Genomic DNA, 24,606 nt, shown 5'->3' on the forward strand with positions numbered 1-24,606 from the left:
TCGTTCTATATCCTGGCTTATAGGACACTTGCATGCCCTTGATAGATATCACCTTTAGCACCGTCAATGGTAATATCCGTTCCATCTTCTATATGATTGAATACGTCTTTTACTCCAACAATCACCGGAATGCCAAGACTCAATCCCACTACAGCCGCGTGGGATGTCAGTCCGCCTTCTTCTGTAACAACCCCAGCTGCTTTTTCAACAGCTTCCATCATATCGCGGTCTGTTCCATACGTCACAAGTATATCATTTTCCTGGACCTTTTCGAGTGCTTCCTCAGCATTCCTGGCAATCACTGCTCTGCCGTATGCACTGCCGCGGCCAATCCCTTGCCCTTTCGCCATCACATCACCTATCACATGAACTTTCATCAGATTCGTTGTTCCGCTTTCACCGACTGGAACACCCGCTGTTATAATTACTCGGCTGCCCCGATCAAAGAGTTTCGTACTCAGTCCCTGATCAATAGCAATATCGAGCATTTCATCAGTTGAATGTGCTTTGCCGCCCATAACAGCGTGCACACCCCAAACCAGGCCTAATTGCCGGTTGACAACCTCGGAAAATGTGACGGCGACAATCGGTGCTTTTGGACGATACTTGGAAATCATCCTGGCTGTATGGCCGCTTTCTGTCGGTGTGATGATTGCACTGACGGAAAGGTTCATAGCAGTATGGGTCACCGACTGACTGATTGCGTCGGTTATCGTCATATGGGAAGACCTTGAACGATTATCCAATATGAGTTTATGGTCCAGCGCTGTTTCTGCTTTCATAGCAATGTCGCTCATCGTCTGTACTGACTCAACCGGGTAATCACCTGCTGCCGTTTCACCGGAAAGCATAATCGCGTCGGTACCGTCAAAGATTGCATTGGCCACATCCGATGCTTCGGCTCTTGTCGGTCTCGGGTTACGCTGCATGGAATCAAGCATTTGTGTGGCAGTAATGACCGGTTTTCCAGCTGTGTTGCACTTGGCAATCAGTTCCTTCTGGACGAGTGGCACATCCTCAGCCGGCGTTTCCACCCCCAGGTCACCACGGGCTACCATTAAGCCGTCACTGACTTCCAGAATGGACTCAATATTGTCAATGCCTTCCTGATTTTCGATTTTTGGTATGATGTTTAAATGGGTAGCATCATATTTTTCAAGTAATTCCTGAATTTCCAGCACATCTGACGTTCGGCGGACAAATGATGCTGCAATGAAGTCTACTTCCTGTTCAATGCCGAATTTAATATCTTCCGCATCCTTCGCAGTGATTCCAGGCAAATTAACACGGACGTTTGGCACATTGACGCCCTTTTTGTTCTTAATGGTGCCGGAATTCTGCGCTCTTGTTTTTAGCTCACGGTTTTCATGATCGATTTCCAGCACTTCCAACTCAATCAGTCCATCATCCAGTAAAATCTTTGATCCTGGATGGACATCATCAATCAGCCCGCTGTACGTGATAGAAAACCGCTCCGCTGTCCCTTCTACTTCATCCATTGTCACATACACAATGCTGTCCTTGAGGATCTCTGCTTCCCCGCCGGCAAAGGAGCCTGTCCTGATTTCGGGTCCTTTTGTATCCAAAAGAATGGCAACCGTTTTTCCGGTTTTAGTCGCAGCTTCCCGAATGTTTTCAATGCGTGCTCTATGTTCGTCAAAATCCCCATGGGAAAAATTCAGCCGAGCAACGTTCATCCCAGCGTCGATTAGTTGTGTTAGTGTATCAATGGATTCCGATGATGGTCCAATTGTACACACAATTTTCGTCTTCCGCATTTTCCATCCTCCTCTGGTGCATTAAATCGATAGTTCTTTCGATAGTTGGTACATATTGAAATCAATTGTATGTTTTTCTTCCAGCACATCTGCTATATTATGGCGAACCAGTTTATTGTTCTGAATCCCTGCCATTTTTCCTGCTTCATCGCTGAGAAGCAGTTCAACAGCTTGTGCACCAAGCCGGCTGGCAAGCACCCGGTCTGCAGCCGATGGCGAACCGCCGCGCTGAATGTGGCCCAATACGGTTACACGCGTTTCCAAATCTGCCTTTTCCTTGATTTTGTCTGCATAGTCAAACGCATCACCAACGCCCTCTGCCAGAATAATAATGCTATGCTTTTTACCGCGCTCCTGTCCTCGTTTCAGCCGGTCAATCACTTCCTCAAACTCGTCCTTTTTCTCTGGTATCAAAATACTTTCGGCACCATCGGCCAAACCAGCCCATAGTGCCAAATCACCTGCATCGCGGCCCATCACCTCAATGATAAATGTTCGTTCATGTGATGATGCTGTATCACGAATTTTGTCAATTGCTTCGATGACTGTATTCAATGCGGTATCAAAACCGATTGTAAAGTCTGTTCCGGCAATATCATTATCGATGGTACCAGGGATTCCGATGCACGGGTACCCTTTTTCCGTCAGTTTTTGGGCACCGCGGAAGCTTCCGTCCCCACCAATAACAATCAGCCCTTCAATTCCATGCTTTTTCATTTGTTCAATGCCTTTTTGCTGTCCTTCATCATATTTGAATTCTTCACTTCTGGCCGAGTGCAGAATGGTGCCGCCGCGCTGAATAATATCACCGACAGAACCGGTGTTCATTTTCTCTATATATCCATCAATCAGCCCTTGGAACCCGTTTTTTATGCCATATATTTCAATTCCATGGTAGATTGATTTCCGTACAACAGCACGAATCGCTGCGTTCATGCCAGGCGCATCACCACCACTTGTTAAAACGCCTATTTTCTTCATTCTGTCACCTCTTCTAACGTTGTTGTCTTCTTCCAAGATAAATGTAAACCTGGAAAATATCAATCATTTTAGCTGGCGGCACAGAGCTATCACCAGCATGTAATCAATTGTTTCCGTTATCTTCCTGTTTACCAAACAGGAAAGAGGCTGACAGCTGTCAACCTCTTCCCTGGTGAAAAGACACGTGAACAGATCGTCACATTTCCTGATAATCACCAATTTGCTTATATTTTTCCCATCTATTTTCAAGCAATTCATTCGCCGATAGATTTGCTAATTCCTCCAGCGACGCTGCCAATACAGCATCAATATGCGCTGCCTGTGCTTTCAGATCGCGATGGGCACCACCTCTTGGCTCTGGGATAACCTGATCAATAATATCAAGCTCTTTCAAATCATAGGAGGTGATTTTCATCGTCTCTGCTGCTTGCCTGGCAAGTCCAGAATCTTTCCAAAGCAACGCGGCTGCTCCTTCCGGGGAAATAACCGAATAGGTGGAATTCTCCAGCATATGAATATGGTCTCCAACCCCTAATCCGAGTGCTCCGCCACTGCCGCCTTCACCAATGACAATACAGATAATGGGCACGGATAGACCGGCCATCTCCATCAGGTTCCTGGCAATAGCTTCACTTTGCCCCCGTTCTTCAGCAGCCTTACCCGGATATGCTCCTTTGGTGTCGATAAAACAAACAATCGGGCGGTTAAATTTTTCCGCCTGGCGCATATGCCGCAAAGCTTTCCGATACCCTTCCGGATGTGGCATGCCAAAGTTACGGCGAATATTTTCCTTCGTATCTTTCCCACGCTGATGACCAATCACGGTTACCGGTTTGTCCTCATAAAAAGCAATGCCAGCAACAATCGCTTCATCATCACCATATGAGCGATCCCCATGGAATTCAATAAAATCAGTAAACAATTCCTGAATATAATCCAATGTGGTTGGACGTTCCTGGTGCCGAGCCATTTGCACACGATGCCACGGCTGCAGATTTCCGTAAATATCATTCTCCAATCTTTCCAGCCGGTTTTCCAGCGTCGTGATTTCCGTTTCCAGGTCAATATCACTGTCATTTGTAAACGATTTTAATTCAGCAATCTTTTCTTTCAAGTCCACAATTGGTTTTTCGAAATCCAGCACTTGTTTCATGCTTTCTCCCTCCCTTGCGCATGCATGGAAAGCAGAACTCTCAGGAAGGATTTCATGTCATGGCGATGCACGACTTTATCAAGCTGGCCGTGTTTAAGCAGGAATTCCGCTGTCTGAAAATCATCGGGAAGTTCTTCACGGATAGTCTGTTCGATAATCCGGCGTCCGGCAAAACCGATCATTGCACCTGGTTCGGCTAAATTATAATCCCCAATAGATGCAAAACTGGCAGAAACACCACCGGTTGTCGGATGGGTCATGACGGAGATCATTAAACCACCCGCTTCTGAAAACCGCTTTACGGCAACGGAAGTTTTTGTCATTTGCATCAGGCTTAGTACACCTTCCTGCATTCTGGCACCGCCGGACGCAGTGAAAATGATAAATGGAAGTGATTCATCTTTTGCGTTTTCCAGAGCACGACTGATTTTTTCGCCAACAACCGAGCCCATACTTCCCATTCTGAAACTGGAATCCATAACACTGAAAGCAGTTTCCTGTCCGTCAATCATTCCTTTGCCGGTGACAACTCCTTCATTAAGGCCCGTTTTATTACGGTCTTTGTCCACTTTTTCCTCGTACCCGGGAAAATCCAGGGGATTCGTCGTCGTAAGTTGCCTGTCCCATTCCTCAAATGTTCCTTCATCGAACAAGCTGTCTATCCGGTCCCAGGCAGTAAGCGTATGGTGGTAGTCACAATTTGGGCACACATTAATGTTTTTGTTCAATTCTTTCCGGTAATAAATCTTATGGCAGTTATCACATTTTTTCATTAATCCCTCAGGAATATCAAGCTTGCTTTCCTCATTCGGAATGGTAGCGTATTTCCTCTTCTTGCCAAAAAAATCCTTAAGCAAGGGAATTCCTCCTTTTTCTTACAAACCCGGAACAATCACGAAACTGCTGTATACTATAAACAACCCGTTGTTAGAAAAACTTGGCTTTCACCAAGCCTTTATAGTGAATGCCTTAGTTTTACTTACAAGGTCATCCATAATTATACTTTCTGACGTTGCAAAAAAGGTGTCACAATCTGTCGATAGGACAAATTATTTTTCCACCGGCAAGTCATGAAAAAGTTCCTCTATTTTCGCGTAATCTTCAGATTGATAAAGGCTGATGAGTTCGAGGTAAAATAACTGATCATACGACAGGCTGGAAATAGTATACGAAAATTCATCCATCAGCTGCCAGACTTTCGCAAGCAATAAATTCTCCGTTTTATGAAATAAATATTGGAAAAAGGCCACATGTTTCGCATTTTCATTCAGTGATGGATCCCGAACGATTTCGAGCAATTGGCTGATATCCTCATCCTGCATGTAATCGTACGCAATCTTTGCCGCTTCTTTTTCAATAATTCTCTTCGCAAATAGCAAGTCGTTCCTTGTGTTATTTCCCTGCAGAATGAATGAGGAAAGCACTTCCACGGAATGGTAGGGCCGGTACGCACTTAAAAATGTACCTTCCCCATGCCGCGTCTCAATCAGTCCCAGCAGTTCCATTGCGCGCAAAGCTTCACGGATAGAGGATCGTCCTGCCTGCAGCTTCTCTGAAAGCACACGTTCCGATGGAAGTTTATCCCCTGGCTGCAGATTGTTCACCTCAATATACTTCCGCAGTTCCTGTAAAATCCCATGGTATACTTTTTGCCTTGGTGACATGGACACAGCCGGAGTCACTCCTTTTAGAGGTTGTTCAAAAAGTCCGGTAAATCGGTCCTTCTTTTTAAACACACACTTTTATAGGTTATACCAGCACACTAACGGTAATGATGCCGGCAATGAAGAGACAAGCTCTATATCAGCCGGCACCTTTTGGACATGAAGCTTCCCAGACTATCAGTAGTCTTCATCAATCCGTGTCAGCTTTCTTGTTTTCTCGGCTACCTCTTCTGGATCGACGTCGATTCTGGCGACACCGGATTCCATCGCCGCCCTGGCAACACTCGATGCAACAAGGGGAGCGACTCTTGGGTCAAACGGAGCTGGGATGACATAATCCTCATTCAGTTCATCTTCGGTGATCAGTGACGCGATTGCTTCCGCTGCAGCAATTTTCATTCGCTCGTTAATACGGGTAGCCCGTACATCCAAAGCCCCTCTAAAAATGCCCGGGAATGCCAGTACATTATTAACCTGATTCGGAAAGTCCGAGCGTCCGGTTCCAATCACTTTCACACCAACTTCTTTGGCATCACCTGGCAAGATTTCGGGATCCGGGTTTGCCATCGCAAAGATAATCGGATCATCATTCATTTTTTGCACCATTTCTTTACTCAATAGGCCACCCACAGAAACACCGATAAATACGTCTGCGTCTGCCAGCATATCTTCCAGGTCGCCTTCTTGCTTATCCTTGTTCGTCATCTTGGCTACTTCGTCTTTTACTTCATTCATGCCATACGGTCTGCCCTCAAAGATTGCACCTTTCGAGTCACACATGATGATGTCACGGACACCAAAATTGTACAGTAATTTAATAATTGCAATTCCTGCTGCGCCTGCACCATTTGCCACCACTTTAATGTCCGAAAACGATTTGCCGGACAATTTCAAAGCGTTAATCAATCCAGCGACGGTTACAATAGCTGTTCCATGCTGGTCATCGTGAAAAATCGGGATACTGGTTTCCTTCTTCAGCCGTTCTTCTATGACAAAGCAATCAGGGGCCGCGATATCCTCCAGATTAACACCGCCAAATGTCGGCTCCAGCATCTTAACTGTCTGTACAATCGCCTCTGTATCATGCGACTCCAAACAAATTGGAAAAGAATCGACACCGGAAAAATTCTTAAACAGTACTGCCTTTCCTTCCATGACAGGCAATGCAGCTTCCGGCCCGATATTCCCGAGACCAAGCACCGCTGAACCATTGCTGACAACAGCCACCATGTTCCCTTTCATCGTGTAGTCATACACCGTTTCTTTACGATCGTGAATTTCTTTACAAGGCTCTGCAACACCCGGTGAATAGGCAAGGCTTAAATCCTTGGCATTACGTACCTTCACTTTTGATTCAGTCGAAAGTTTTCCTTTGTTCGCTTTATGCATATGCAATGCTTCGTCCCGCAAATTTGACAAAACGCTCACTCCTTTATGTAGTAGGAATTGCAAAAAACAGCCGGGTGGTCTGACCACTTAACGGTTTCATTATAACAGATGGAGTTTTCGTGTAAAGAATAAAATAAAGCTGCATTTCGAAGGGAAAGAATTTTTGCTTAGTCTCCCTTTTCAAAGCTCCCCGGTTCTTCCAGCACAACATTTTGCTTTCCAAAACGGTTCCGGAGCTTCTCCAGGCACTGTTCCTGAGGGTCAACCCCATATTCTTCCGCCAGCTGATAGGCCGTTTTTTCCTCTTGGTGATACGTAATGATTGGTGTACTCCCAGGGTGCTCACCTGCAATATCTCTGATTGCTTCCAGTGCATTGCCGCGATTATCTGCCGTTAATTTAAGAAACAGTCGCTGGTTCTGTTTCTGTTCCCATTCCGTCTGTCTAAGCTCCTGCACATCATCCATGATCCACTGCAGCCGATTATTCCGGTTTTCCACCTTACCGCTAAACGTAATCATCTTCTCTTCCGACAGCCAGCGGTTAATTTGACGGTACACATCCGGAAAAACGACCGCTTCCATATCATCTGTTTCATCCCCGACCGTCATGAACGCCATCGGGTCGCCGCGTTTGGTGCGGATGACTTTAACAGCCTGCACAATCGCTGCACCGTAAAGGCCGCGTACACCAGTCATTTGTTTCGCCCTTGCAAGTGAAACATAGCCTTCCCTCCGAAATGCATTCCGGAACTTTTTCAATGGATGGCTGGAAATATAAAATCCCATCAGTTCTTTTTCATCCTGCAGTTTTTTCATCAGGCTGAAATCTTCCATTGCAACATATGTTTCTTCTAAATGAATCCCGTCCTGGAAAAGACTTGACTGATCGCTGAATTCTTTGAATAACTCGCCCTGTTCCAGTGCATGGTCAATGGACGCTAATAAACTAGCCCGGTTACCATATAACTCATCAAACGCTCCCGCCATAACCAATGTCTCCAGTGTCTGTCTGCTTACGGCCTTCTGCGATACTCGCATGCAAAAATCGAAAAGGCTCTTGAACCTGCCATTTTTCCTGACCTGAATCACTTCTTTGACCGCCTGATTGCCAATTCCCTTAATAGATAAAAAACCCATTCGAATATCAGAGCCTTCCACAGCGTATTTGCCAAAGCTTCGATTGATGGAGGGCGGCAGTAATGATATCCCCTCTACTTTCATTTCTTTCCTGTATAAATCCGCCTTATCCTGCTGGCCAGCTGCACTGGTTAATAATTCAGCAAAGAAACTGGCAGGATAATGAGCTTTCAAATAGGCAAGCTGGTAGGATAGTTTACTATAAGCGACAGCATGACTCCTGTTGAATCCATAATTAGAAAACTGGACAATCCACTGGAAAATTTTCTTCGCGATTTGTTCCGAATAACCGTTATCCAGACAGCCCTGGATAAACGCTGCACGCTGCTCGTCCATTAGCTGCTGTTTTTTCTTGCTGACAGCCCGCCGGAGAAGATCAGCCTGTCCCATTGAAAATCCAGCAATTTTATGTGCTATTTGCATAATTTGTTCCTGATAGATCAGTACACCATAAGTTTTACTGAGAATCGGCTCCAGATCCGGGTGCGGGTATTCCACTTGTTCTGTGCCATGTTTGCGGCTGATATAAACCGGGATCTGTTCCATCGGTCCGGGGCGGTACAGAGCATTGACCGCCACAATGTCCTCAAACATAGTCGGCCTCAGGCGCATCAGCACCTGCTTCATCCCCTGGGATTCCAGTTGGAACACGCCATTGGTCCGGCCTTGCTGCAGTAATTTATATGTCTCCGGATCTTTATCAGGTATGTACGCCAATGCCATTTTCTCACCGGTTGTATAACGGATAGTTTTTAGAATCCGTTCCATCAGTGTCAAATTCCGCAGGCCGAGAAAATCCATTTTCAAAAGCCCGATTGCTTCCAGGTCATTCATCGCATATTGCGTCAGCTTTGTATCATGTGTGCCGGCTGTCAGCGGAACTGATTCGACTAGCGGATTATCGCTAATCACAATACCCGCCGCATGGGTGGACATATGTTTTGGAATCCCTTCCAGTTTTGCAGCAACAGTAAATAAGGCTTTCAACTTTTCCGATTGCTTAATATACTGCTGTAAATCCTTTGACCCCGTCACATATTCCACTATCGTTTGTTGTGCCTGGGCAGGGATTGCCTGCAGGATAAAACGGGCATCCTGCTGTTCGACTTCCATGGTTTTCATTAATTCCCGCATGAGGGATCGCGCTGCAAACGTGCCAAATGTTATAATTTGTGCGACATGATCACTGCCGTATTTCATGCGCACATAATCAATCACTTCGTCCCGCCGGTGATCCGAAAAGTCAATATCAATATCAGGCATAGACGTGCGTTCAGGATTCAGGAAACGCTCAAACAATAAGTCATACTGAAGTGGATCGATTTCTGTAATTCCAAGCACATAAGCAACGAGAGAGCCTGCTGCCGATCCACGGCCCGGCCCAACCAGAATTCCTTCCTTTTTGGCATAAGCGATAAAATCCCAGACAATTAAAAAATAGTCACTGAACTGCATAGATTGAATAATTTCAAGCTCATACGCCAGGCGCTGTGTTATCACATCGGTAACAGCATCATAGATTTTGTTTGCATTTTCCCAGCAGATTTTCTCCAAATATGTATGTGGATCCATCTGTGCCGGTACCGGATAAGATGGAAGCATTCGCTTGCTGAAATCAAATGTGACATCACATTGTTCCTTAATTCGTTCCGTTTCCCGAATCACTTCCGGCCAATCACGCGCGAACAGCTGCTCCATCTCCTCCTGCGTTCGCAAGTGTCTGTTCCTAACAGTCGCATCCGTTATTTTCATTGGCCATTTTCTGCCATCCTTCATGGCTTGCAGACAATCGTAGGCTATATCATCATTTTCATCAAGGTAGCGGACATCATTCAAAAGTACAGCCGGTATCTGATACAGCTCTTGGAATGCCTTCACGGACTGATTCACCTTCCGCTCCTTATCCATCCCGTGGTCCTGTACGCCTAAATACAAGTCTTCTGGGCTAAAAATATTCCACTCGTTATCCAAATAGTCTTTCACCCGGTCATAGGTTTCATTCAATAGCAGTGTCCCCGTTTCAGATACAGATGTAACAACAATACAGATCAAGTCGCTGCATAGTGGTTCAAGACGTTCTTTGCTAATACTGTTTCCGCCTTCTGTCTGAAGGTTGGTGCTTATTCTGACCAGATTCTTATATCCGCTGTTATTCTTAGCTAAAAGAAGGCATGTATCCATTCCGTCATGTGCATTTACGACAGAAACACTCATGCCGATAATCGGTTTTATCCCATTTCGTTTGCAAGCTTTATAAAAAGGGATAGCGCCATATAAGACTGCCTCATCCGTCAGTGCCAAAGCGTCAAACTGCATATCCCACGCCTTCTCAGCCAGTTTGTCAACCACGATGGTGCTTTTCATGAAACTGTACCCGCTCCGCACTTGCAAATGCGTAAATGACATACTACCCCACCTTTTTTTAGAATGTAGGATATCCAGTCCGTCCTTTAAATCGCATGTTCAAAAGAACAACATCTCAAACTGGATACCCCGAGACATCTCACACGTAACCATTATACCGAATATGCTTTGTTGCTGCATGCAGCACGAATCCATCTAATCAAGCATCCTGACATATCCTGTCCACATCTATCATAAAATGAACCAGTACGCACATAAGGAGTCTAAATCATGGAAGAACGGTTTATTGCCCAATTCATTCATTGTTTTTTTATCGCTTTCGGTGTGGTTATAGGTGGCACCGTTATCGGCAGCATCGGCAGTTTTGCAACTGGGGATGCCCCGTTCACCCAAATGAACCGTATTGCAAAAAGTCTGCGGATTTGGGCAATCGTGGCTGCAATCGGCGGAACCTTCGACGCTATTGCCAATTTTGAAAAGGGAATTTTGGATGGTTCAACATACGACCTGTTCAAACAAATTATGTTGATACTATCCGCAATGGGTGGTGTGAAAACAGCGCTGTTAATCATTGGGTGGCTGATACAGGAGGATGTCGGATAATGCATATTCCCCCGTATTATAAAAAATCAACATGGCAGCGATTTCTGGTAGGGGTCTTTGCAGGATCCATCATCGGCTATTTAATTTTCGTCTATATGTATGGTTCGATGTATGGCCAGATGCTTGAGGAAAACCGTGAACTAAAATCAGAGGTAACCGAACTGAAGAACGAGAACGAAGCTTTGCTTGACGACAATAAAGATCTTGATGAAAAAACAAAAACATCAGCCAAGGTGGAGTCAATTGGAATAACAATCACCAATCCAGACGATCTGCCGGATAGACTTATTATACATCAACTGGAAGATTTAATAAAGAACGAAATCAATCACATTAAAGGTAAAGAGGTTTCCATCATTGCTGAAAGTGATGGACTGCTTGAGGCAACTGTCGAAAACAAGGAATTTTCGATTGATGACTTTAAATTCAAGTTCAAAGTCCGGAAACTTGTCATTACCAAAACCGTGAAATTATCCGTGAAAGCTGAGGTTTCCAGTGGCATCTGAACGCCTTGTCCGTTGTGAAAATTTTATGAAAAAAACAATTAATAGTGGTCACAAATTCTTCTGTACGATATAATATAAAGGGTAAGCTTACATTTTTCACATACCTTGCAGAAAGGAGTTGGATTAAATGCTGGTAATCCATCAGAGCCGGTTACGGGATGAAAAGGTTGCACAGCTAAAGGAAGGCAAGATTGCATATGCTGAATCTGCAGAATTAATCCGACTTATCAAACGTGGCATTCAACGTGAAAATCTGCTTGTACACTATGACCAAACAAACACAGGATGCTGGTTTATTCCGCTGAACGAAGCAAAAAGTTCCTGACAATCAATTCAGTTAAATGAAAAGAACTATGTCCCCTCACCTGTTGAAGAGGTCATAGCTCTTTTTTTATGCACTGCATTAGTCAGTAAAGCCCCGGCAAGCTTCATCCAAGTCCTGAACAACGTGCTCCATTTGTTCCCATGTGCGGATGGATGCACCTGCCGCCATCGGATGTCCGCCACCATCATATTTTGCGGCAATCCCATTGATGACTGGTCCCTTCGAACGCAGACGAACACGTATCAGCTCTTCCTCTTCAATAAAGAAAGCCCAAGCCTTCATACCTTCAATATCACCGAGTACTCCGACCAGCTGCCCAGTCTCCATTGGGTTGACACCAAATTTTTCCAGCATCTCCTTAGTCAGTACTACAGTGCTCATGCCTGAATCCAAGCGTTTAAAGTTTTGCAGAATATAGCCACGCAGCCTGGCAATATTGTCTTTAATACGGTAAATTCCATCATAAAGACTTGGACGGTCAAAATTATAGGTGACGAGTTCTGCTGCATGCTGGAATGTTTTTTTCGTACTGCTAGGGAACAAAAATCTGCCCGTGTCACCTACAATACCGGCATAAAGGAGACGAGCGGCTTCATCATTTATAACAAAGTCCTCATCCCTGGCATCGAGGTATAAGTCATAAATCATTTCACTTGTTGAACTTGCTGCCGTATCGACCCACATGACATCCCCATATTCATCCACATTCGGATGATGGTCAATTTTAATCAGCTTTTCGCCCAGGTGGTAGCGCTGATCGCTGATGCGCCCGGCATTTGCTGTATCACAGACGATAACCAGTGCGTTTTGATAGGTATCATCTGTGACGTCATCCATGTCAGCCAAAAAAAGCAAGGACGGATCTTCCTCCCCGGTGATGTACACTTGTTTAGACGGAAAAGAATGGGTAATCATTTCTTTCAATCCTGCTTGGGAACCGTATGCATCGGGATCTGGCCGTACATGCCGATGAATGATAATGGTATCGTATTCTTTAATTGCCTGGATAATGGATTGTATATGCTGCATAGTATTCTCCCTACTTTGTCACATTTTTTACTTTCCTGATGAAGCAAAACAAGCTACAATTGGATAGGATACAGGCGTTTATGTATGCAACTGTGTCATCCATATTTCAAAAAACGATGGAACAGTTGCAAGTCCATTAAGCCAATCCATTCTAATTCATAAGTTTAGGGGCCGATAACTATGATTATTTTTCCAATTATTATCGTACTTTCCGCGGTTTTCTGGGTCTATTATAAAGTCGCGATCCTTAAAACTAAAGACGGACTGACACAGGCTTATTTTAACGCAAAATCCCGAGTCTGTCTTGGTTCGCTTATCCTCTTCTTCGGCATTAATCAATATATATTTTACGAAACACAGCTTTCCCTGTTTGTAGGAATAGTTTTCCTTTTCTTTGGGGGTATCAACCTTTATGTCGGATGGAAAGAAACCAAACACTACCGGAAAGAGTGGAAGCGGCTTTATGCGTGAGCATTAGCCTTATAAGAAGGGACCGGCGGCCGTGGAAGACAGCGGGCGCCGGCTTACTAACAGTCGAACTTCATCGCCTCGCATCACCTGTCAATTAACTGGGCCATCAGAAGCCCTTTTCCTACCATTTTCTTCCCATTGAACACTTCCACATCCATTTTCGCATAAATACGTCCCGCCTCTAGTACCTCCGGCTTAATAGTGAGGTTGCTGTCAATTTGTACGGGCTTTAAAAAATAAACAGTCAAGTTCTCAACAACAAGATCGCCTTTTTTATAATCGCGAAGCAGCCGGCTGCCAGCCTCTGTCATCAAGGCCGTATACACCCCATTGGACAATGTTCCAAGCTGGTTCGTCATTTGCGGTGTTACGTGTGCTTGGAATGTGTTCTGGTCATCTTCAGCAGAGACCAGACTGCTGGCAACAATATCGTCAATCGTCTGACCCATTTGTGGCTGCCGCTGCCTTTCCTGCAGTGCTTTCAGTACATCCTGACGGGATACAACACCTTTGAGCCGATTGGACGCATCAGCAACAGGAACAAGCTCAATTCCTTCCCAGACCATCATATGAGCAACATAAGCAAGCGATGTTTTATCCTGAACGACAATCGGGTTTTTCGTCATCAGCTTTTCGACTGGAATATCTTTATTTTTGTCCAGGACGTCTCTGGCCGTAATCATCCCTACAACACGCTCTTTCGCATCCACAACCGGATAACGCGAGTGTGCCGACTGTTCATTCAGCTCATACCATCGTTCGAGTTTATCTTTGGAATACAGGTAATAGGATCTGTCATATGGCGTATAGATATCCCCGACAAAGACAATTTCCTTTTTAATCAGCTGGTCATAAATTGCCCTGTTGATCATTGCTGCTACCGTAAATGTGTCATAACTTGTTGACATAACAGGCAGCTGCATCTCATCAGCCAGCTGTTTAATTGAATCATCCGTGTCAAACCCGCCGGTAATGAGGACAGCTGCCCCTTCCTGCAAAGCTAGCTCATGCGCTTCCACCCGATTGCCGACAATCAGCAATGAACCAGCTTCTGTATAGCGCATCATAGCATTCAGCTGCATTGCCCCGATGACAAATTTGCTCAGCGTCTTATGCAGACCAGCCCGGCCACCCAGAACTTGTCCGTCAACAATTTTTATAACTTCGGCAAACGTCAGCCGCTCGAAGTTATCTTTCTTTTTTTCTTCAATGCGCACTGTTCCTACACGCTCAATCGTGCTGACAATCCCTTGATTTTCAGCATCCTTGATGGCACGGTATGCGGTTCCCTCACTGACATTCAATGCCTTCGCTATTTGCCTGACTGAAATTTTATGGCCAATTTCCAATGATAGAATATGCTGCAGTATCTGTTCATGTTTGGTCGCCAATTCCTTCACCGACTTTCAACTGTACTAGACGTTGTTTAAACAGTCCGGTAAAAATGACACATCGAATTTCTTCGTTGGCTTGTTTCTCCGCTGCTCGAAACTACGCCGCCTCGAAATTCTCGGTCCTTTTTATCCTCCTTTTTAAACACGCACTACTAATCAATATCTTCATCATTTATTATACAGTTGAAACGCTTTAGCCTCAATGATTAAGCGCTTTGACGGCGTTGTGCATTTTCCTGTTCCATTACCGGCGGCGAAATCATCTGTAAAAGGGCAGCAAAGTTTGAACCGGCCACCAGCAGGAAAAAGCCAAGCCATAAGCCCCAGAACAAGGATGCTTCCGCAGTCACAGCTTCCGGAATAACTGGCCATGCCATATAAAGGAAAAATCCGGCTAATAATAATCGTAATATTGCATAATGACGCAAGTACATCTCCCCCTTTGTCCATAATCTATGACAAAAAGCAGTCCATAAGAACTGAATGAACACGAAAATGGTGTCTGTTTACGACCAAGCAGAATCATCCGCTCTTATTCAAGATGGCAACATACCAGTCTGCGAGGCTATCACCATAAAAATAAGCAATCACTGCCGCTAAAACAATGTATGGTCCAAATGGAACAGCCTGCTTCCGGTGGATGACTTTGAACGAGAGGAGAAGTATCCCGACAACCGCTCCAATTATGGTTGCCAGAAAAAAAGTAAGAAGTGTTTTCTTCAGTCCCAGCACAATACCAAGCACACCAAACAATTTCATGTCCCCTGCACCCATTCCGCCCTGACTAATGAGAATGATCAATGCAAGCAGCCCCACTCCCGCCAAAGCCCCAACAACCGAAGACCACCACGGTTCAAGCGGTACAACTATGCGCATTAATATGAAAAGCGGAAGAAAGAATAATAGAATGTTATTTGGTATCACCATATAGACGATATCTGACACAAATAGAATCATAAGCATAGCCATCAGCAATAGCGCGGTCAGGAATTCTGCATTGAGACCAAGCATCACATAACTAATGGCAAATAATAAACCAGTAGCCAACTCAACGGCAGGATACATAAAAGATATTGCTTTCCCACAGTGACGGCATTTCCCGCGCTGCATTATGTATGATAAAAATGGGATAAGTTCATGCCATGAAAGCAAGTGACCACATTGGGGACAGGCGGAACGGTCATTGACGAAAGGGTGTTTCAAGGGGATACGCAACCCGGCAACATTAAAGAAAGAACCGAAAATTAACCCGAGCAGGAAGAAAAATAATAGTAGAAGGTTGTTCATTGTACAACTCCTTAGCACCTTATTAAAAAATGAGAGTGGAATTGAATAATATTATAATAGGAACTGGTACAAAAATCCATTGCGGTGCACCGGTTCGTTTCAAAAAGAAATCCAACGTTAGAAATATTGCATTAAAATATTTTTTCATCGACTGATAAAAACAACGTGAGCACATCGCTCACGTTGTTTTTCCTACAAGTCGACTGAATCCCCGATATTCATCGCCAGTCCCTTACCAGTTTTTACTTTAGATGCAAAGGCCTCTGGATCCTGCTCAATGACAGGGAAGGTATTGTAATGTACCGGAACAACGGTGTCCGCATTTATCCAATCAGCTGCAACCAGTGCATCTTCCGGCCCCATGGTGAAGTTATCACCAATCGGCACAAACGCAAGGTCAATGTCATTCATCTCGCCAATCAGTTTCAAGTCGCTGAACAGCCCGGTATCACCAACATGATAAATCGTTTTGCCATTTATCGTCAGCAGGATACCACCGGGCATGCCGGTATAGATGATGGTACCATCGTCTTCTGTAAACGACGAACCATGAAATGCCTGGGTGTATTTCACTTTCCCAAAGTCAAATTCATGGGCACCGCCGATATGCATTGGATGGGTGTTCAAACCTTTCCCCTCTAAGTAACCCGCCAGTTCATTCGGAGCAACCACCAGCGCCTCATTACGTTTAGCAATTTCTTCGGTGTCCCCGACATGGTCATTGTGGCCGTGTGTCAAGAGGATGACATCGGTTTTAACGGACCCCGCGTCAAGGTCACATGCTTCATTTCCGGAAATAAACGGATCAATTAAAATCGTATGACTGTCTGTTTCAACTCGAACGACAGAATGTCCATGATAAGATACTTTCATGTATATCGCTCCTTTTATTTATTATCTGCACTGTATACATTCGATACAGACCCTTCTGAATCCTTTACCCGTTTTGCAGTTTTCTTATGCATTCGTCTAAAAATCCGGCACTGTCAGACGTAAAATGGTGCGGTCTGGGCTATATTTGTTATAATAGGTACTAATTGCGTGTGTTCAAAAAGGAAGATAGAAAGGACCGAGAAGTCCGAGGCGGCGTAGCTTTGAGTAACGGGGTGTATGCAAATTAGTACATGAGTAACGAAAAAGCAAGCCACGAAGAAATTCGAAGCGTCCTTTTTACCGGACTTTTTGAACAACCTCTAATTATGATAAATGGGGGACTAGTCATGACAGACCGATTGGACACTTTACTTAGCAAACTGAAAGAAAATGACCTTGACAGCATGCTTGTTACATCCACAGCCAATTTTTACTATTTGAGCAATTACTATACAGACCCGCATGAGCGCGTGATTGCTGTCTATATCAGTCAGCTCCACGACCCGCTATTAATCCTGCCGGCAATGGAAAAAGAAGACGCCAAAAATGCAGGCTGGAAGTATGAAATGATTGCTTACAGTGATCATGAAAATCCATGGCAGTTATTAAAGCAATTTCTTAAGGGCAATGACCGTATGCCAAAATCTGTTGCAGTCGAACGCAACCATTTAACATTGGAACGCTTTGAACAGGTAAAGACGGTATTTCCTGATGCTGTCATCAGTGATGCGCAGGAAATACTAGCCAATTTAAGGGTTGTCAAAAGCAAGCAGGAATATACCCTGCTTAAAGAAGCCGCGAAACTGGCCGACTTCGGTGTCGAAACAGGTGTAAAAGCGATAAAAGAAGGCGTCAGCGAACTTGAAATCATTGCAACTATTGAATATGAATTGAAGAAACAAGGTATCCAGCAAATGTCCTTTTCCACTATGGCGCTGTCGGGAACAAAGACTTCTTCACCACACGGGACACCATCCATGAAAAAGATTGAAAAAGGGGATATGGTGCTATTTGATCTTGGGGTTGTCTATGAAGGATACTGCTCCGATACCACCCGGACGGTCGCCTATAAGTCGATAACACCTGAGCAAAAAACAATTTATAATACAGTTCTGGAAGCAGAAACAAAAGCCGTTGAGGCCTCTAAAAAAAGTACAGCTGTCGGTGACATCGACAAGGCAGCCCGCAGCCATATTGAGAAAGCCGGTTATGGCGATTATTTCACGCACCGGATTGGACACGGGCTGGGAATTGAAACACATGAATTCCCGTCCATGCACGGTCAAAATAAACTGCCGCTGACTCCGGGAATGTGCTACACAATCGAACCAGGCATCTACGTCCCCGGAAAAGGTGGCGTACGGATAGAAGATATGGTATTCATGACAGACAACGGAGCCGAAACATTAACCAAGTTTCCGAAAGACTTGCAGATTGTGGATTAAACGGGGAAAGGAAGGGGATAATTCCCCTTCCTTTTCATACCAATCTATGCAGGGGTCGAGCTTATAACGAAAGAAGATAGCAACGCTTTCCGCCATTCATGCAAACGCTATTGCATTTGCCCGTCTCCCACCATAAAGATGTTCATATCGTTTGTCCCTTCAATCTCAACATCAGCCGGTATTTGCAGATAAAGCAATTCTGTACTAAACAAACGTCCCTCGTCTTTATACATCCAAGGGGAGGATTTCCTTTCCCCGGTAATCTCGCTAGTGGAAACACCAAATCCTGCTCCTTCGTCAAAAGAATCCAGCCACTCCTTTTGTGTGAACTGCTGGACAGGAAATGCCTCTTGAAATACCGATACATTCACCCGTTTCCGATCCGGTGTTGACACGGCTAACGTACGTCCATCCACTTCCATATGTGTCCTTGGAACAAACCCGGTCATCATATCGATGCCATTAATTACTTTTGGGGTGACATAAAGTGCTGCTTCCACAACACCATCAGTCGCTTTTTTTCGCTCAACTGCGATATTGTTTAAGTCAGCTTCGCCCCGAATGACTAGATGCAGCTTTTCCTCCCCGGTTTCCAGCGTCCATGTGTCCACAAGATAGTCATCAATCTTGTCCGTCGGTCCGGTGATTTCCGGGACCATGTACAAGTCTGGCAGTCTTTCCTTATCAAACGTCCGGGCGTTCGACGCATCAGAGCCAGCTTCCAGCGGCAAAATAAATGAGAGTCCAAACGCAATAACAAGGATAAGCAAATAAACCGGGAATAACCAGCGCCTGACTGCCCCTGATAGCTTATCAGATTTAGCAAGACGCATGCCTATAACCAGAAACAAGACTATTACAGCCAACAAGAGCAAAATGGGAACAATGCTAAACAGAACGTTACTCATGGTCTAACCTCCTTTTGCGGAAGCAGGACAAACGAACCGGCGAACAGTACCACAGCTGTAACCAGTGTTTTCAACAGAAAGAGCAGCATATTCGTTTCCCCGACAAAAAATAGGAATAGCGAGATGATCGCTGGCGGGCCACCATTCATCCAGTTGTCAACGAACAGACCCCCAACTGCCAAGACAGGCAAAATCGCGATAAACAGCCGGTGCAGCTGAATGAGGCTGCCGATTAAGTAACCCAGCGCACAAAACATCAGCATGTAACATGCGATTGCGATAATGCTGATCACTGGAGACATAACGGTTGATGATTCACCGACCATACCGGCAAACGTCCCTTGGTCCGATGACCAAAAAAGAATAACCCGGAGCAAATAGCCTGCTAAGGTTGCGGTCAGCCCGCCGATGACACTCGCGGTTACCAGAAACAGTATATTGGAAAAAAGCTGACTCTGCCGGTTTGTCACAAATATAAAATCATCCTCCCTATAGGCTCTCGTCGTAACGACCATTGCATTAATCAATCCCCACAGAAAAGTAAAAATAACGATAATATCGCCAGAGTACGTAGTTAGGTTAGCATCCACACCATAGCCACCACCCCCGTTTGTCATGACTCCACCAAACGAAAAGAATAGCGCGAGCAACTGCAGCACGACAAGTGAAGTAAATACTTGATGATACGCCGTCAGCTTATAACGGTATTGTTTGAAAACAACTTGGGGCATCGTCACCTTATTCAAGGACATCATCAATCCCTCCTTCCGACTTAGCGGTCAGGTAAATACACACATCAGCAGGAGCGACTGGGGCCACGTGTATCCCCATTTTCTCGGCGTGCTCCATCGGGAAATCGTTCTTGACTACGGCCTGCATCGTCCCTGGAGCGGACAGCTTTCTAGCAAGCACCGTTTTATCATACAGCCATTGCTCCATAACGGCTGCAGGTCCGGTCAGACTGACGGCATATTCTTTCAAATCGTCTATCGGCTTATGCATTACTTTCTGTCCTTCATCAATCAAGAGCACATCTTCGAGAATATGTTCCATCTCGTCCAGATAATGGCTTGAAATGATAATCGTACGCGGATGAGCCAAGTAATCTTTTAACAGGACCCGGTAGAAATCTTTCCGCACCGCGGCGTCCATCCCAGTCGTTGGCTCATCAAAAATCGTCAGTGCACAACGGCTGGCCAGGCCAAATAGCACGTTGAATGTTGTCTTTTTTCCTTTGGATAGTTGCTTAAGAAGCTGGTGCGGACGAAAGGAAAAATACTCGAACAGCTTTCGCGCAAACGTCATATCCCAACCATCATAAAAACGTTCCCCCTCTTTCAGCAGTTCCTCCAGTGTCAGCGAATCAGGAAACACCATTTGGTCATCAATGACAATACTATTAGCCGAAACATTCAAGCTGTTAAACGGACGTTCGGAAAACACCTTCACTTCACCTGATGTTTCTTTTAGAAAACCCACCAGCATTTTCAATAACGTTGTTTTGCCAGCCCCGTTTCGGCCAATCACACCGGTAATGGTTTCTGGTTTAATCTGCAGCGTCAATTCATCTACAGCATTCAGTCCTTTGTATGTCTTCGTTAGGCCTGTCGTTTCTATGACGTTCATGTTTGGTCCCCCTTCTGTTCATCAATGGTGGTTTTAAGCATAGCGAGTAATTCCTCGTCCTCAATATGCAAATGTCTGGCTTCTATTACCACATCCCGAAGCATCCGTTTCAATGTATCATTTTTTCTTTTTTCAAGAATGGTAGTTACCGCGGCGTCTGTCACAAATTTTCCTAATCCACGTTTGTTGTACAGAATCTGTTCATCGTAAAGCACATTTAACCCTTTGGCCGCCGTGGCCGGGTTAATATTGAACATGTCAGCCAGGGTATATTGTGAATGGACTTTATCATGAGGTCGGAAATACCCGTTCAGAATTTGATTTTCCAGCCACTCGGCAATTTGGATGTAAATTGGTTTGGCCCCATCCATTTCAAACATCGGGCATGCGCTCCCTTCTTTCCATAGAGGTGTAGTGCATTAGTTGTGTAATGTAGTGGATTATTAATTTTCAGTATAGGTGCCTTCCAGACAAAAGTCAACATGAAAAAATGCCTCCCAATTAATGAGAGGCATTTTCCTTAAATCGATCATGTTTAATGTTGGAGAACAGTCATTGTCAAAAATAGCTGTTTTCGTGGAGATGATTTCTGCCATTCACCGATACCGGTTAATCACATCAAGTCCGCCAGTGATCTCCATAATCGCACCGGTTATCATATCGGAATCCTGTTCACACAAATACATAATAGTGCGGGCAATATCTTCCCCTGTTCCCGGCCTGCCAATTGGTGTTGTCTCATCATGCACACGCCTGCTATCAGCAATGCCGGCTTCTTTCATGTTACCCGTAATATTACCCGGACACACCATATTGGACGTAATCTGATACGGTGCTTCCTCAAAGGCTACTGTTTTTGTCAGTGAAACAAGCCCGCTTTTTGCTGCAGCAAACGCAGATCGGTACAGCCATCCAGAAGCATTATTCGCCCCCTGAAAGCCGTAGTTGACAATTCGTCCGAAATGCTGGTTCCTCATATGTGGTACTGTTAATTTCAGCAAATAAAAAACAGCGTCAAGGTTACCATTCATCAAATCATGCCATTCATCCTCGGAGTAATCCAGAAGTTTTTTCCGTTCAAAAACAAACGGACCAGCATTATTAATCAGATAATCAATCCCACCGTGGACAGCCACTGCTTTATCGTGTAACGTTTTGATATCCTGTTTATTTGTCACATCAGCCTGTTCAATAAGTAACATCTGTCCATATTGGGCAAGTTCCTGTTCAACTGTCTGGGCTTTTTCCGTATTACGGTAATAGGTTGCTGTCACCCGGTGCCCTGCTTCCAGAAATTTTTCCGTCACTTGTCTCCCCAGCCCGGATGTTCCCGCTGTAATCAATGCATGTCCCATGAATCGTCCCTCCCCTTTCAAAATCCTAAGGTGAACGGTTATTATGAATGAAATTATAACATACAATGTTGACAGGATGGTATTTAAAGGAATCCTCGACACCAATCCGCGCAAAAAAATCCACCCTGAAAAGGATGGATTACATGAAGCATTAATTTTTCTGGTTGTTGTAATGGTGGATGCCCCTGTTATTGGAGAGGTTTTCTTTATCATCAATCACACCGCTCTGGTAGCTTTCAAACAGTTGATTCTGAACGGCTGCAATACCCTTTTTGTCTTCAGTGAACTTATTTTTCTTCTTTGCCATTGCTACCACCTCCATTTGTAGTATGTTCACAAGAACGTCATCAAATCCATTTTCCCCTTTCCAATTTCGGTAAATTTGATTGTAAGCAGGCTAAAAAGGGTATTAGAATAGTAAGAAAAAAAGGGGGATTGACAATGGACTTCGAATACAAACAAATTGTTGTGGCGGTAGATGGATCGGAAGCGTCTGAAAAGGCATTTAATAAGGCCATGGATATAGCCCAGCGGAACGATGCCCGCCTCATTCTTGCCCATGTCGTCGATTCACGTACATTTGCCACTGCAGAGGCATATGACCGGACGCTCGCGGAACGTGCAGAGGAGTATGCAAAGGATTTACTGGACAGTTATGCAGAAAATGCTAAAGCTGCAGGAGTAACAAACTTGGTTAGGTGTGTAGAATACGGATCTCCAAAAGTCAAAATTGCAAAAGATATCGCCGGAACCTTTGAAGCAGATCTGATTATATGCGGCGCAACCGGAATGGGTGCTGTCGAACGGTTCCTTATCGGCAGTGTATCGGAAAGCATCACCCGCCACGCCAGCTGTGATGTTTTAGTTGTCCGTTAATCAAAATTAACTCCCGGCCATTTGATTCATTTGATTTTCACATAGGCTGTTTTCCACAGGGCATAAGCGCGACGTCTGCTCCCACGAACAGGATGTTCTAGGGTCGGCGTTGTCACAGTGCGTGACGAATTTAGCTGACGTCCTTTTCGCAGTGTCTTCTTTACCGCAGGCACGGCTTCAGCCTCCTCGGGGGAAAGCGCCGCTGAAAAGCCCGAGAGAGAGCTTCTCAAGGCCAAAAGCCATCCAAATGCGGGACGAAATGTCCGAGAGAAGGCTTCTCGAGACCAAAAGCCACCTAAAAGCGGGCCAAAAAGTCCGAGAGAAGCCTTCTCAAGACCAAAAGCCACCCAAAAGCGGGACGAAATGTCCGAGAGAAGCCTTCTCAAGGCCAAAAGCCATCCAAATGCGGGACGAAATGTCCGTGAGAAAGCTTCTCAAGGCCAAAAGCCACCTAAAAGCGAGCCAAAAAGTCCGAGAGAAGCCTTCTCAAGACCAAAAGTCGAGGCCACTGAAAAGGTGCCCCTTTTTTCAAATGTTGATTAATTCAAAGAAAAAATGGGAGACTTTTCACCAAATCGATGGATGAAAATCCCCCCTTCTGCGAGGAGTGCTGTTTCACTGGAAAGCTTTGCAACACGACGAGACCATGCAAAAGCCCCATTGAGTACGCCTCAACCTGCGAGGAATGCCGCTTCACTGAAAAGCTTGCAACACGACGAGCACCAAATGTATTTCCGTAGCTGGGTCATAGCACACAAATTGTTCACTACGTCGCAGTTTATATCAACTGTAATGGAAAAACAATTGCGAGAAGATCCTCCACATAAAAATGAAAATTATTTCCCTACATTACCTTAATACAAATGGCAGTGGCGCGATTGAACTCCGTAGCGCCAGTGCTATCATTTCGGAGGAGAGCCAGGAATGTCTTTTTTCAATTCACGGACAACATGGGACAGTTCTGGCACAATTAATTTATTCATCGCCAATTTCACCGCACCAGACGACCCCGGTGCAGCGAAAACAGCCGTATCACCAATAACTCCGCCAATCGCCCTTGAGAGTATGGCTGCCGAGCCGATGTCCTCCTGGTAACTGAGCATACGGAAAAGTTCACCAAAACCGGTTATTTCTTTATCAAGCATTGGCGCCAGTGTCTCTATCGTTACGTCACGATGCGCGATACCCGTACCACCGTTTAACAGAATAACGTCAACCGCAGTGTTTTCACAGCCGGCTTTCATTTTATTTGCAATGGCACTGCTTTCATCCGACACAATCTCCTTGGCTGTGACATAATGACCCGCCTCTTCCAGCAGTTGTACCATCAAGCTGCCGCTTTTATCTGTTTCTGCTGTCCTTGTATCGCTGACAGTCACGACCATGCAATGAACCTGTTCATGTTTGTGCTTATGTTCTTCAACTGACAAACCAATCTCC

25 protein-coding genes are annotated in these 24,606 nt (G+C 45.0%); 6 read left to right on the plus strand and 19 right to left on the minus strand.

What is annotated here, in order from left to right:
• Positions 1-17 precede the first annotated feature (17 nt).
• The 7 genes from pyk to dnaE all read right to left on the minus strand — a co-directional run bounded on the left by pyk (position 18) and on the right by dnaE (position 10,510).
• Positions 18-1,778: a pyruvate kinase gene (gene pyk / locus ACFSUO_RS12890; RefSeq protein ID WP_382394715.1), complete on the minus strand. Its 1,761-nt coding sequence runs from the start codon at positions 1,776-1,778 to the stop codon at positions 18-20.
• Positions 1,779-1,799: 21 nt separating this feature from the next.
• Entirely contained in the window at positions 1,800-2,759 is a 960-nt protein-coding gene (gene pfkA, locus ACFSUO_RS12895) for a 6-phosphofructokinase (RefSeq protein ID WP_382394717.1), read from the minus strand.
• Between the two features lie 196 nt (positions 2,760-2,955).
• Positions 2,956-3,912 carry an acetyl-CoA carboxylase carboxyl transferase subunit alpha gene (gene accA / locus ACFSUO_RS12900; RefSeq protein ID WP_382394719.1) on the minus strand — a complete coding sequence of 319 codons (957 nt, stop codon included), beginning with the start codon at positions 3,910-3,912 and terminating at the stop codon, positions 2,956-2,958.
• Positions 3,909-4,769, minus strand: coding sequence for an acetyl-CoA carboxylase, carboxyltransferase subunit beta (gene accD, locus ACFSUO_RS12905; RefSeq protein ID WP_382394721.1), 861 nt, complete (start codon positions 4,767-4,769; stop codon positions 3,909-3,911). Before accD ends, accA begins: the two co-directional genes overlap by 4 nt.
• A 192-nt stretch (positions 4,770-4,961) precedes the next feature.
• Positions 4,962-5,594, minus strand: coding sequence for a FadR/GntR family transcriptional regulator (locus ACFSUO_RS12910; RefSeq protein ID WP_382394723.1), 633 nt, complete (start codon positions 5,592-5,594; stop codon positions 4,962-4,964).
• Between the two features lie 159 nt (positions 5,595-5,753).
• Positions 5,754-6,965: an NAD(P)-dependent malic enzyme gene (locus ACFSUO_RS12915; protein ID WP_382394871.1), complete on the minus strand. Its 1,212-nt coding sequence runs from the start codon at positions 6,963-6,965 to the stop codon at positions 5,754-5,756.
• 167 nt (positions 6,966-7,132) lie between these two features.
• Positions 7,133-10,510, minus strand: coding sequence for a DNA polymerase III subunit alpha (gene dnaE, locus ACFSUO_RS12920; protein ID WP_382394725.1), 3,378 nt, complete (start codon positions 10,508-10,510; stop codon positions 7,133-7,135).
• A gap of 228 nt (positions 10,511-10,738) precedes the next feature.
• Between dnaE and ACFSUO_RS12925 the strand changes: the two genes are divergently transcribed.
• The 3 genes from ACFSUO_RS12925 (at position 10,739) to ACFSUO_RS12935 (ending at position 11,902) form a co-directional block, all read left to right on the plus strand.
• Positions 10,739-11,071 carry a YtrH family sporulation protein gene (locus tag ACFSUO_RS12925; protein ID WP_382394727.1) on the plus strand — a complete coding sequence of 111 codons (333 nt, stop codon included), beginning with the start codon at positions 10,739-10,741 and terminating at the stop codon, positions 11,069-11,071.
• The gene (gene ytrI / locus ACFSUO_RS12930) at positions 11,071-11,577 is read left to right on the plus strand and encodes a sporulation membrane protein YtrI (RefSeq protein ID WP_382394729.1); all 507 of its coding nucleotides are present in this window, start codon (positions 11,071-11,073) and stop codon (positions 11,575-11,577) included. The genes ACFSUO_RS12925 and ytrI overlap by 1 nt, the downstream gene beginning before the upstream one ends.
• A gap of 127 nt (positions 11,578-11,704) precedes the next feature.
• On the plus strand, positions 11,705-11,902 hold the full coding sequence (locus ACFSUO_RS12935) for a hypothetical protein (RefSeq protein WP_382394731.1): 198 nt from the start codon (positions 11,705-11,707) through the stop codon (positions 11,900-11,902).
• Positions 11,903-11,980: 78 nt separating this feature from the next.
• Here the strand turns inward: ACFSUO_RS12935 and ACFSUO_RS12940 are convergent, their stop codons facing one another.
• Positions 11,981-12,931, minus strand: a complete 951-nt coding sequence (locus ACFSUO_RS12940; RefSeq protein ID WP_382394733.1) for a DHH family phosphoesterase — start codon at positions 12,929-12,931, stop codon at positions 11,981-11,983.
• Positions 12,932-13,111: 180 nt separating this feature from the next.
• Here ACFSUO_RS12940 and ACFSUO_RS12945 point away from each other — a divergent pair, with 180 nt between their 5' ends.
• Entirely contained in the window at positions 13,112-13,402 is a 291-nt protein-coding gene (locus ACFSUO_RS12945; RefSeq protein ID WP_382394735.1) for a YtpI family protein, read from the plus strand.
• Between the two features lie 83 nt (positions 13,403-13,485).
• On the opposite strand, the gene ACFSUO_RS12950 is transcribed toward ACFSUO_RS12945, so the two are convergent.
• From ACFSUO_RS12950 to ACFSUO_RS12965, 4 genes are all read right to left on the minus strand, one after another.
• On the minus strand, positions 13,486-14,793 hold the full coding sequence (locus ACFSUO_RS12950) for a DRTGG domain-containing protein (protein WP_382394873.1): 1,308 nt from the start codon (positions 14,791-14,793) through the stop codon (positions 13,486-13,488).
• Between the two features lie 209 nt (positions 14,794-15,002).
• Positions 15,003-15,230 (minus strand): hypothetical protein, encoded by a 228-nt coding sequence (locus ACFSUO_RS12955; protein ID WP_382394737.1) that lies wholly within the window; start codon positions 15,228-15,230, stop codon positions 15,003-15,005.
• Positions 15,231-15,318: 88 nt separating this feature from the next.
• A complete protein-coding gene (locus tag ACFSUO_RS12960) occupies positions 15,319-16,083 on the minus strand; it encodes a prepilin peptidase (RefSeq protein ID WP_382394739.1) in 765 nt (254 codons plus the stop codon).
• 192 nt (positions 16,084-16,275) lie between these two features.
• Positions 16,276-16,956, minus strand: a complete 681-nt coding sequence (locus ACFSUO_RS12965; RefSeq protein ID WP_382394741.1) for a metal-dependent hydrolase — start codon at positions 16,954-16,956, stop codon at positions 16,276-16,278.
• 347 nt (positions 16,957-17,303) lie between these two features.
• Between ACFSUO_RS12965 and ACFSUO_RS12970 the strand changes: the two genes are divergently transcribed.
• The gene (locus ACFSUO_RS12970) at positions 17,304-18,401 is read left to right on the plus strand and encodes a M24 family metallopeptidase (RefSeq protein WP_382394743.1); all 1,098 of its coding nucleotides are present in this window, start codon (positions 17,304-17,306) and stop codon (positions 18,399-18,401) included.
• Positions 18,402-18,508: 107 nt separating this feature from the next.
• Here ACFSUO_RS12970 and ACFSUO_RS12975 read toward each other — a convergent pair whose 3' ends face one another.
• The 6 genes from ACFSUO_RS12975 to ACFSUO_RS13000 all read right to left on the minus strand — a co-directional run bounded on the left by ACFSUO_RS12975 (position 18,509) and on the right by ACFSUO_RS13000 (position 22,597).
• Positions 18,509-19,309 (minus strand): hypothetical protein, encoded by an 801-nt coding sequence (locus ACFSUO_RS12975; protein ID WP_382394745.1) that lies wholly within the window; start codon positions 19,307-19,309, stop codon positions 18,509-18,511.
• Positions 19,306-20,061, minus strand: coding sequence for a hypothetical protein (locus ACFSUO_RS12980; RefSeq protein ID WP_382394747.1), 756 nt, complete (start codon positions 20,059-20,061; stop codon positions 19,306-19,308). The genes ACFSUO_RS12975 and ACFSUO_RS12980 overlap by 4 nt, the downstream gene beginning before the upstream one ends.
• On the minus strand, positions 20,048-20,935 hold the full coding sequence (locus tag ACFSUO_RS12985) for an ATP-binding cassette domain-containing protein (protein ID WP_382394749.1): 888 nt from the start codon (positions 20,933-20,935) through the stop codon (positions 20,048-20,050). Before ACFSUO_RS12985 ends, ACFSUO_RS12980 begins: the two co-directional genes overlap by 14 nt.
• On the minus strand, positions 20,932-21,315 hold the full coding sequence (locus tag ACFSUO_RS12990; RefSeq protein WP_382394751.1) for a GntR family transcriptional regulator: 384 nt from the start codon (positions 21,313-21,315) through the stop codon (positions 20,932-20,934). Before ACFSUO_RS12990 ends, ACFSUO_RS12985 begins: the two co-directional genes overlap by 4 nt.
• 216 nt (positions 21,316-21,531) lie before the next feature.
• Positions 21,532-22,290 (minus strand): SDR family oxidoreductase, encoded by a 759-nt coding sequence (locus ACFSUO_RS12995; RefSeq protein ID WP_382394753.1) that lies wholly within the window; start codon positions 22,288-22,290, stop codon positions 21,532-21,534.
• Positions 22,291-22,441: 151 nt separating this feature from the next.
• On the minus strand, positions 22,442-22,597 hold the full coding sequence (locus ACFSUO_RS13000) for a hypothetical protein (RefSeq protein ID WP_382394755.1): 156 nt from the start codon (positions 22,595-22,597) through the stop codon (positions 22,442-22,444).
• Positions 22,598-22,731: 134 nt separating this feature from the next.
• Between ACFSUO_RS13000 and ACFSUO_RS13005 the strand changes: the two genes are divergently transcribed.
• Positions 22,732-23,166, plus strand: coding sequence for a universal stress protein (locus tag ACFSUO_RS13005; protein ID WP_382394757.1), 435 nt, complete (start codon positions 22,732-22,734; stop codon positions 23,164-23,166).
• Between the two features lie 902 nt (positions 23,167-24,068).
• On the opposite strand, the gene ACFSUO_RS13010 is transcribed toward ACFSUO_RS13005, so the two are convergent.
• The gene (locus ACFSUO_RS13010; RefSeq protein WP_382394759.1) at positions 24,069-24,596 is read right to left on the minus strand and encodes a MogA/MoaB family molybdenum cofactor biosynthesis protein; all 528 of its coding nucleotides are present in this window, start codon (positions 24,594-24,596) and stop codon (positions 24,069-24,071) included.
• Between the last annotated feature and the right edge of the window lie 10 nt (positions 24,597-24,606).

Origin of the sequence: Lentibacillus juripiscarius (assembly GCF_042685205.1) — a bacterium.
GTDB lineage: Bacteria > Bacillota > Bacilli > Bacillales > Amphibacillaceae > Lentibacillus > Lentibacillus juripiscarius.

Coding starts and splice junctions, on each gene's coding strand:
- ACFSUO_RS12940 (WP_382394733.1), bottom strand. CDS start 12,931: ATGCAGCATATACAATCCATTATCCAGGCAATTAAAGAATACGATACC.
- ACFSUO_RS12960 (WP_382394739.1), bottom strand. CDS start 16,083: ATGAACAACCTTCTACTATTATTTTTCTTCCTGCTCGGGTTAATTTTC.
- ACFSUO_RS12915 (WP_382394871.1), bottom strand. CDS start 6,965: ATGCATAAAGCGAACAAAGGAAAACTTTCGACTGAATCAAAAGTGAAG.
- ACFSUO_RS13005 (WP_382394757.1), top strand. CDS start 22,732: ATGGACTTCGAATACAAACAAATTGTTGTGGCGGTAGATGGATCGGAA.
- ACFSUO_RS12955 (WP_382394737.1), bottom strand. CDS start 15,230: ATGTACTTGCGTCATTATGCAATATTACGATTATTATTAGCCGGATTT.
- ACFSUO_RS12935 (WP_382394731.1), top strand. CDS start 11,705: ATGCTGGTAATCCATCAGAGCCGGTTACGGGATGAAAAGGTTGCACAG.
- ACFSUO_RS12975 (WP_382394745.1), bottom strand. CDS start 19,309: ATGAGTAACGTTCTGTTTAGCATTGTTCCCATTTTGCTCTTGTTGGCT.
- ACFSUO_RS12970 (WP_382394743.1), top strand. CDS start 17,304: ATGACAGACCGATTGGACACTTTACTTAGCAAACTGAAAGAAAATGAC.
- ACFSUO_RS12980 (WP_382394747.1), bottom strand. CDS start 20,061: ATGTCCTTGAATAAGGTGACGATGCCCCAAGTTGTTTTCAAACAATAC.
- ACFSUO_RS12990 (WP_382394751.1), bottom strand. CDS start 21,315: ATGTTTGAAATGGATGGGGCCAAACCAATTTACATCCAAATTGCCGAG.
- ACFSUO_RS12945 (WP_382394735.1), top strand. CDS start 13,112: ATGATTATTTTTCCAATTATTATCGTACTTTCCGCGGTTTTCTGGGTC.
- pfkA (WP_382394717.1), bottom strand. CDS start 2,759: ATGAAGAAAATAGGCGTTTTAACAAGTGGTGGTGATGCGCCTGGCATG.
- dnaE (WP_382394725.1), bottom strand. CDS start 10,510: ATGTCATTTACGCATTTGCAAGTGCGGAGCGGGTACAGTTTCATGAAA.
- ytrI (WP_382394729.1), top strand. CDS start 11,071: ATGCATATTCCCCCGTATTATAAAAAATCAACATGGCAGCGATTTCTG.
- ACFSUO_RS12965 (WP_382394741.1), bottom strand. CDS start 16,956: ATGAAAGTATCTTATCATGGACATTCTGTCGTTCGAGTTGAAACAGAC.
- ACFSUO_RS12985 (WP_382394749.1), bottom strand. CDS start 20,935: ATGAACGTCATAGAAACGACAGGCCTAACGAAGACATACAAAGGACTG.
- ACFSUO_RS12925 (WP_382394727.1), top strand. CDS start 10,739: ATGGAAGAACGGTTTATTGCCCAATTCATTCATTGTTTTTTTATCGCT.
- ACFSUO_RS12995 (WP_382394753.1), bottom strand. CDS start 22,290: ATGGGACATGCATTGATTACAGCGGGAACATCCGGGCTGGGGAGACAA.
- pyk (WP_382394715.1), bottom strand. CDS start 1,778: ATGCGGAAGACGAAAATTGTGTGTACAATTGGACCATCATCGGAATCC.
- ACFSUO_RS13000 (WP_382394755.1), bottom strand. CDS start 22,597: ATGGCAAAGAAGAAAAATAAGTTCACTGAAGACAAAAAGGGTATTGCA.
- accA (WP_382394719.1), bottom strand. CDS start 3,912: ATGAAACAAGTGCTGGATTTCGAAAAACCAATTGTGGACTTGAAAGAA.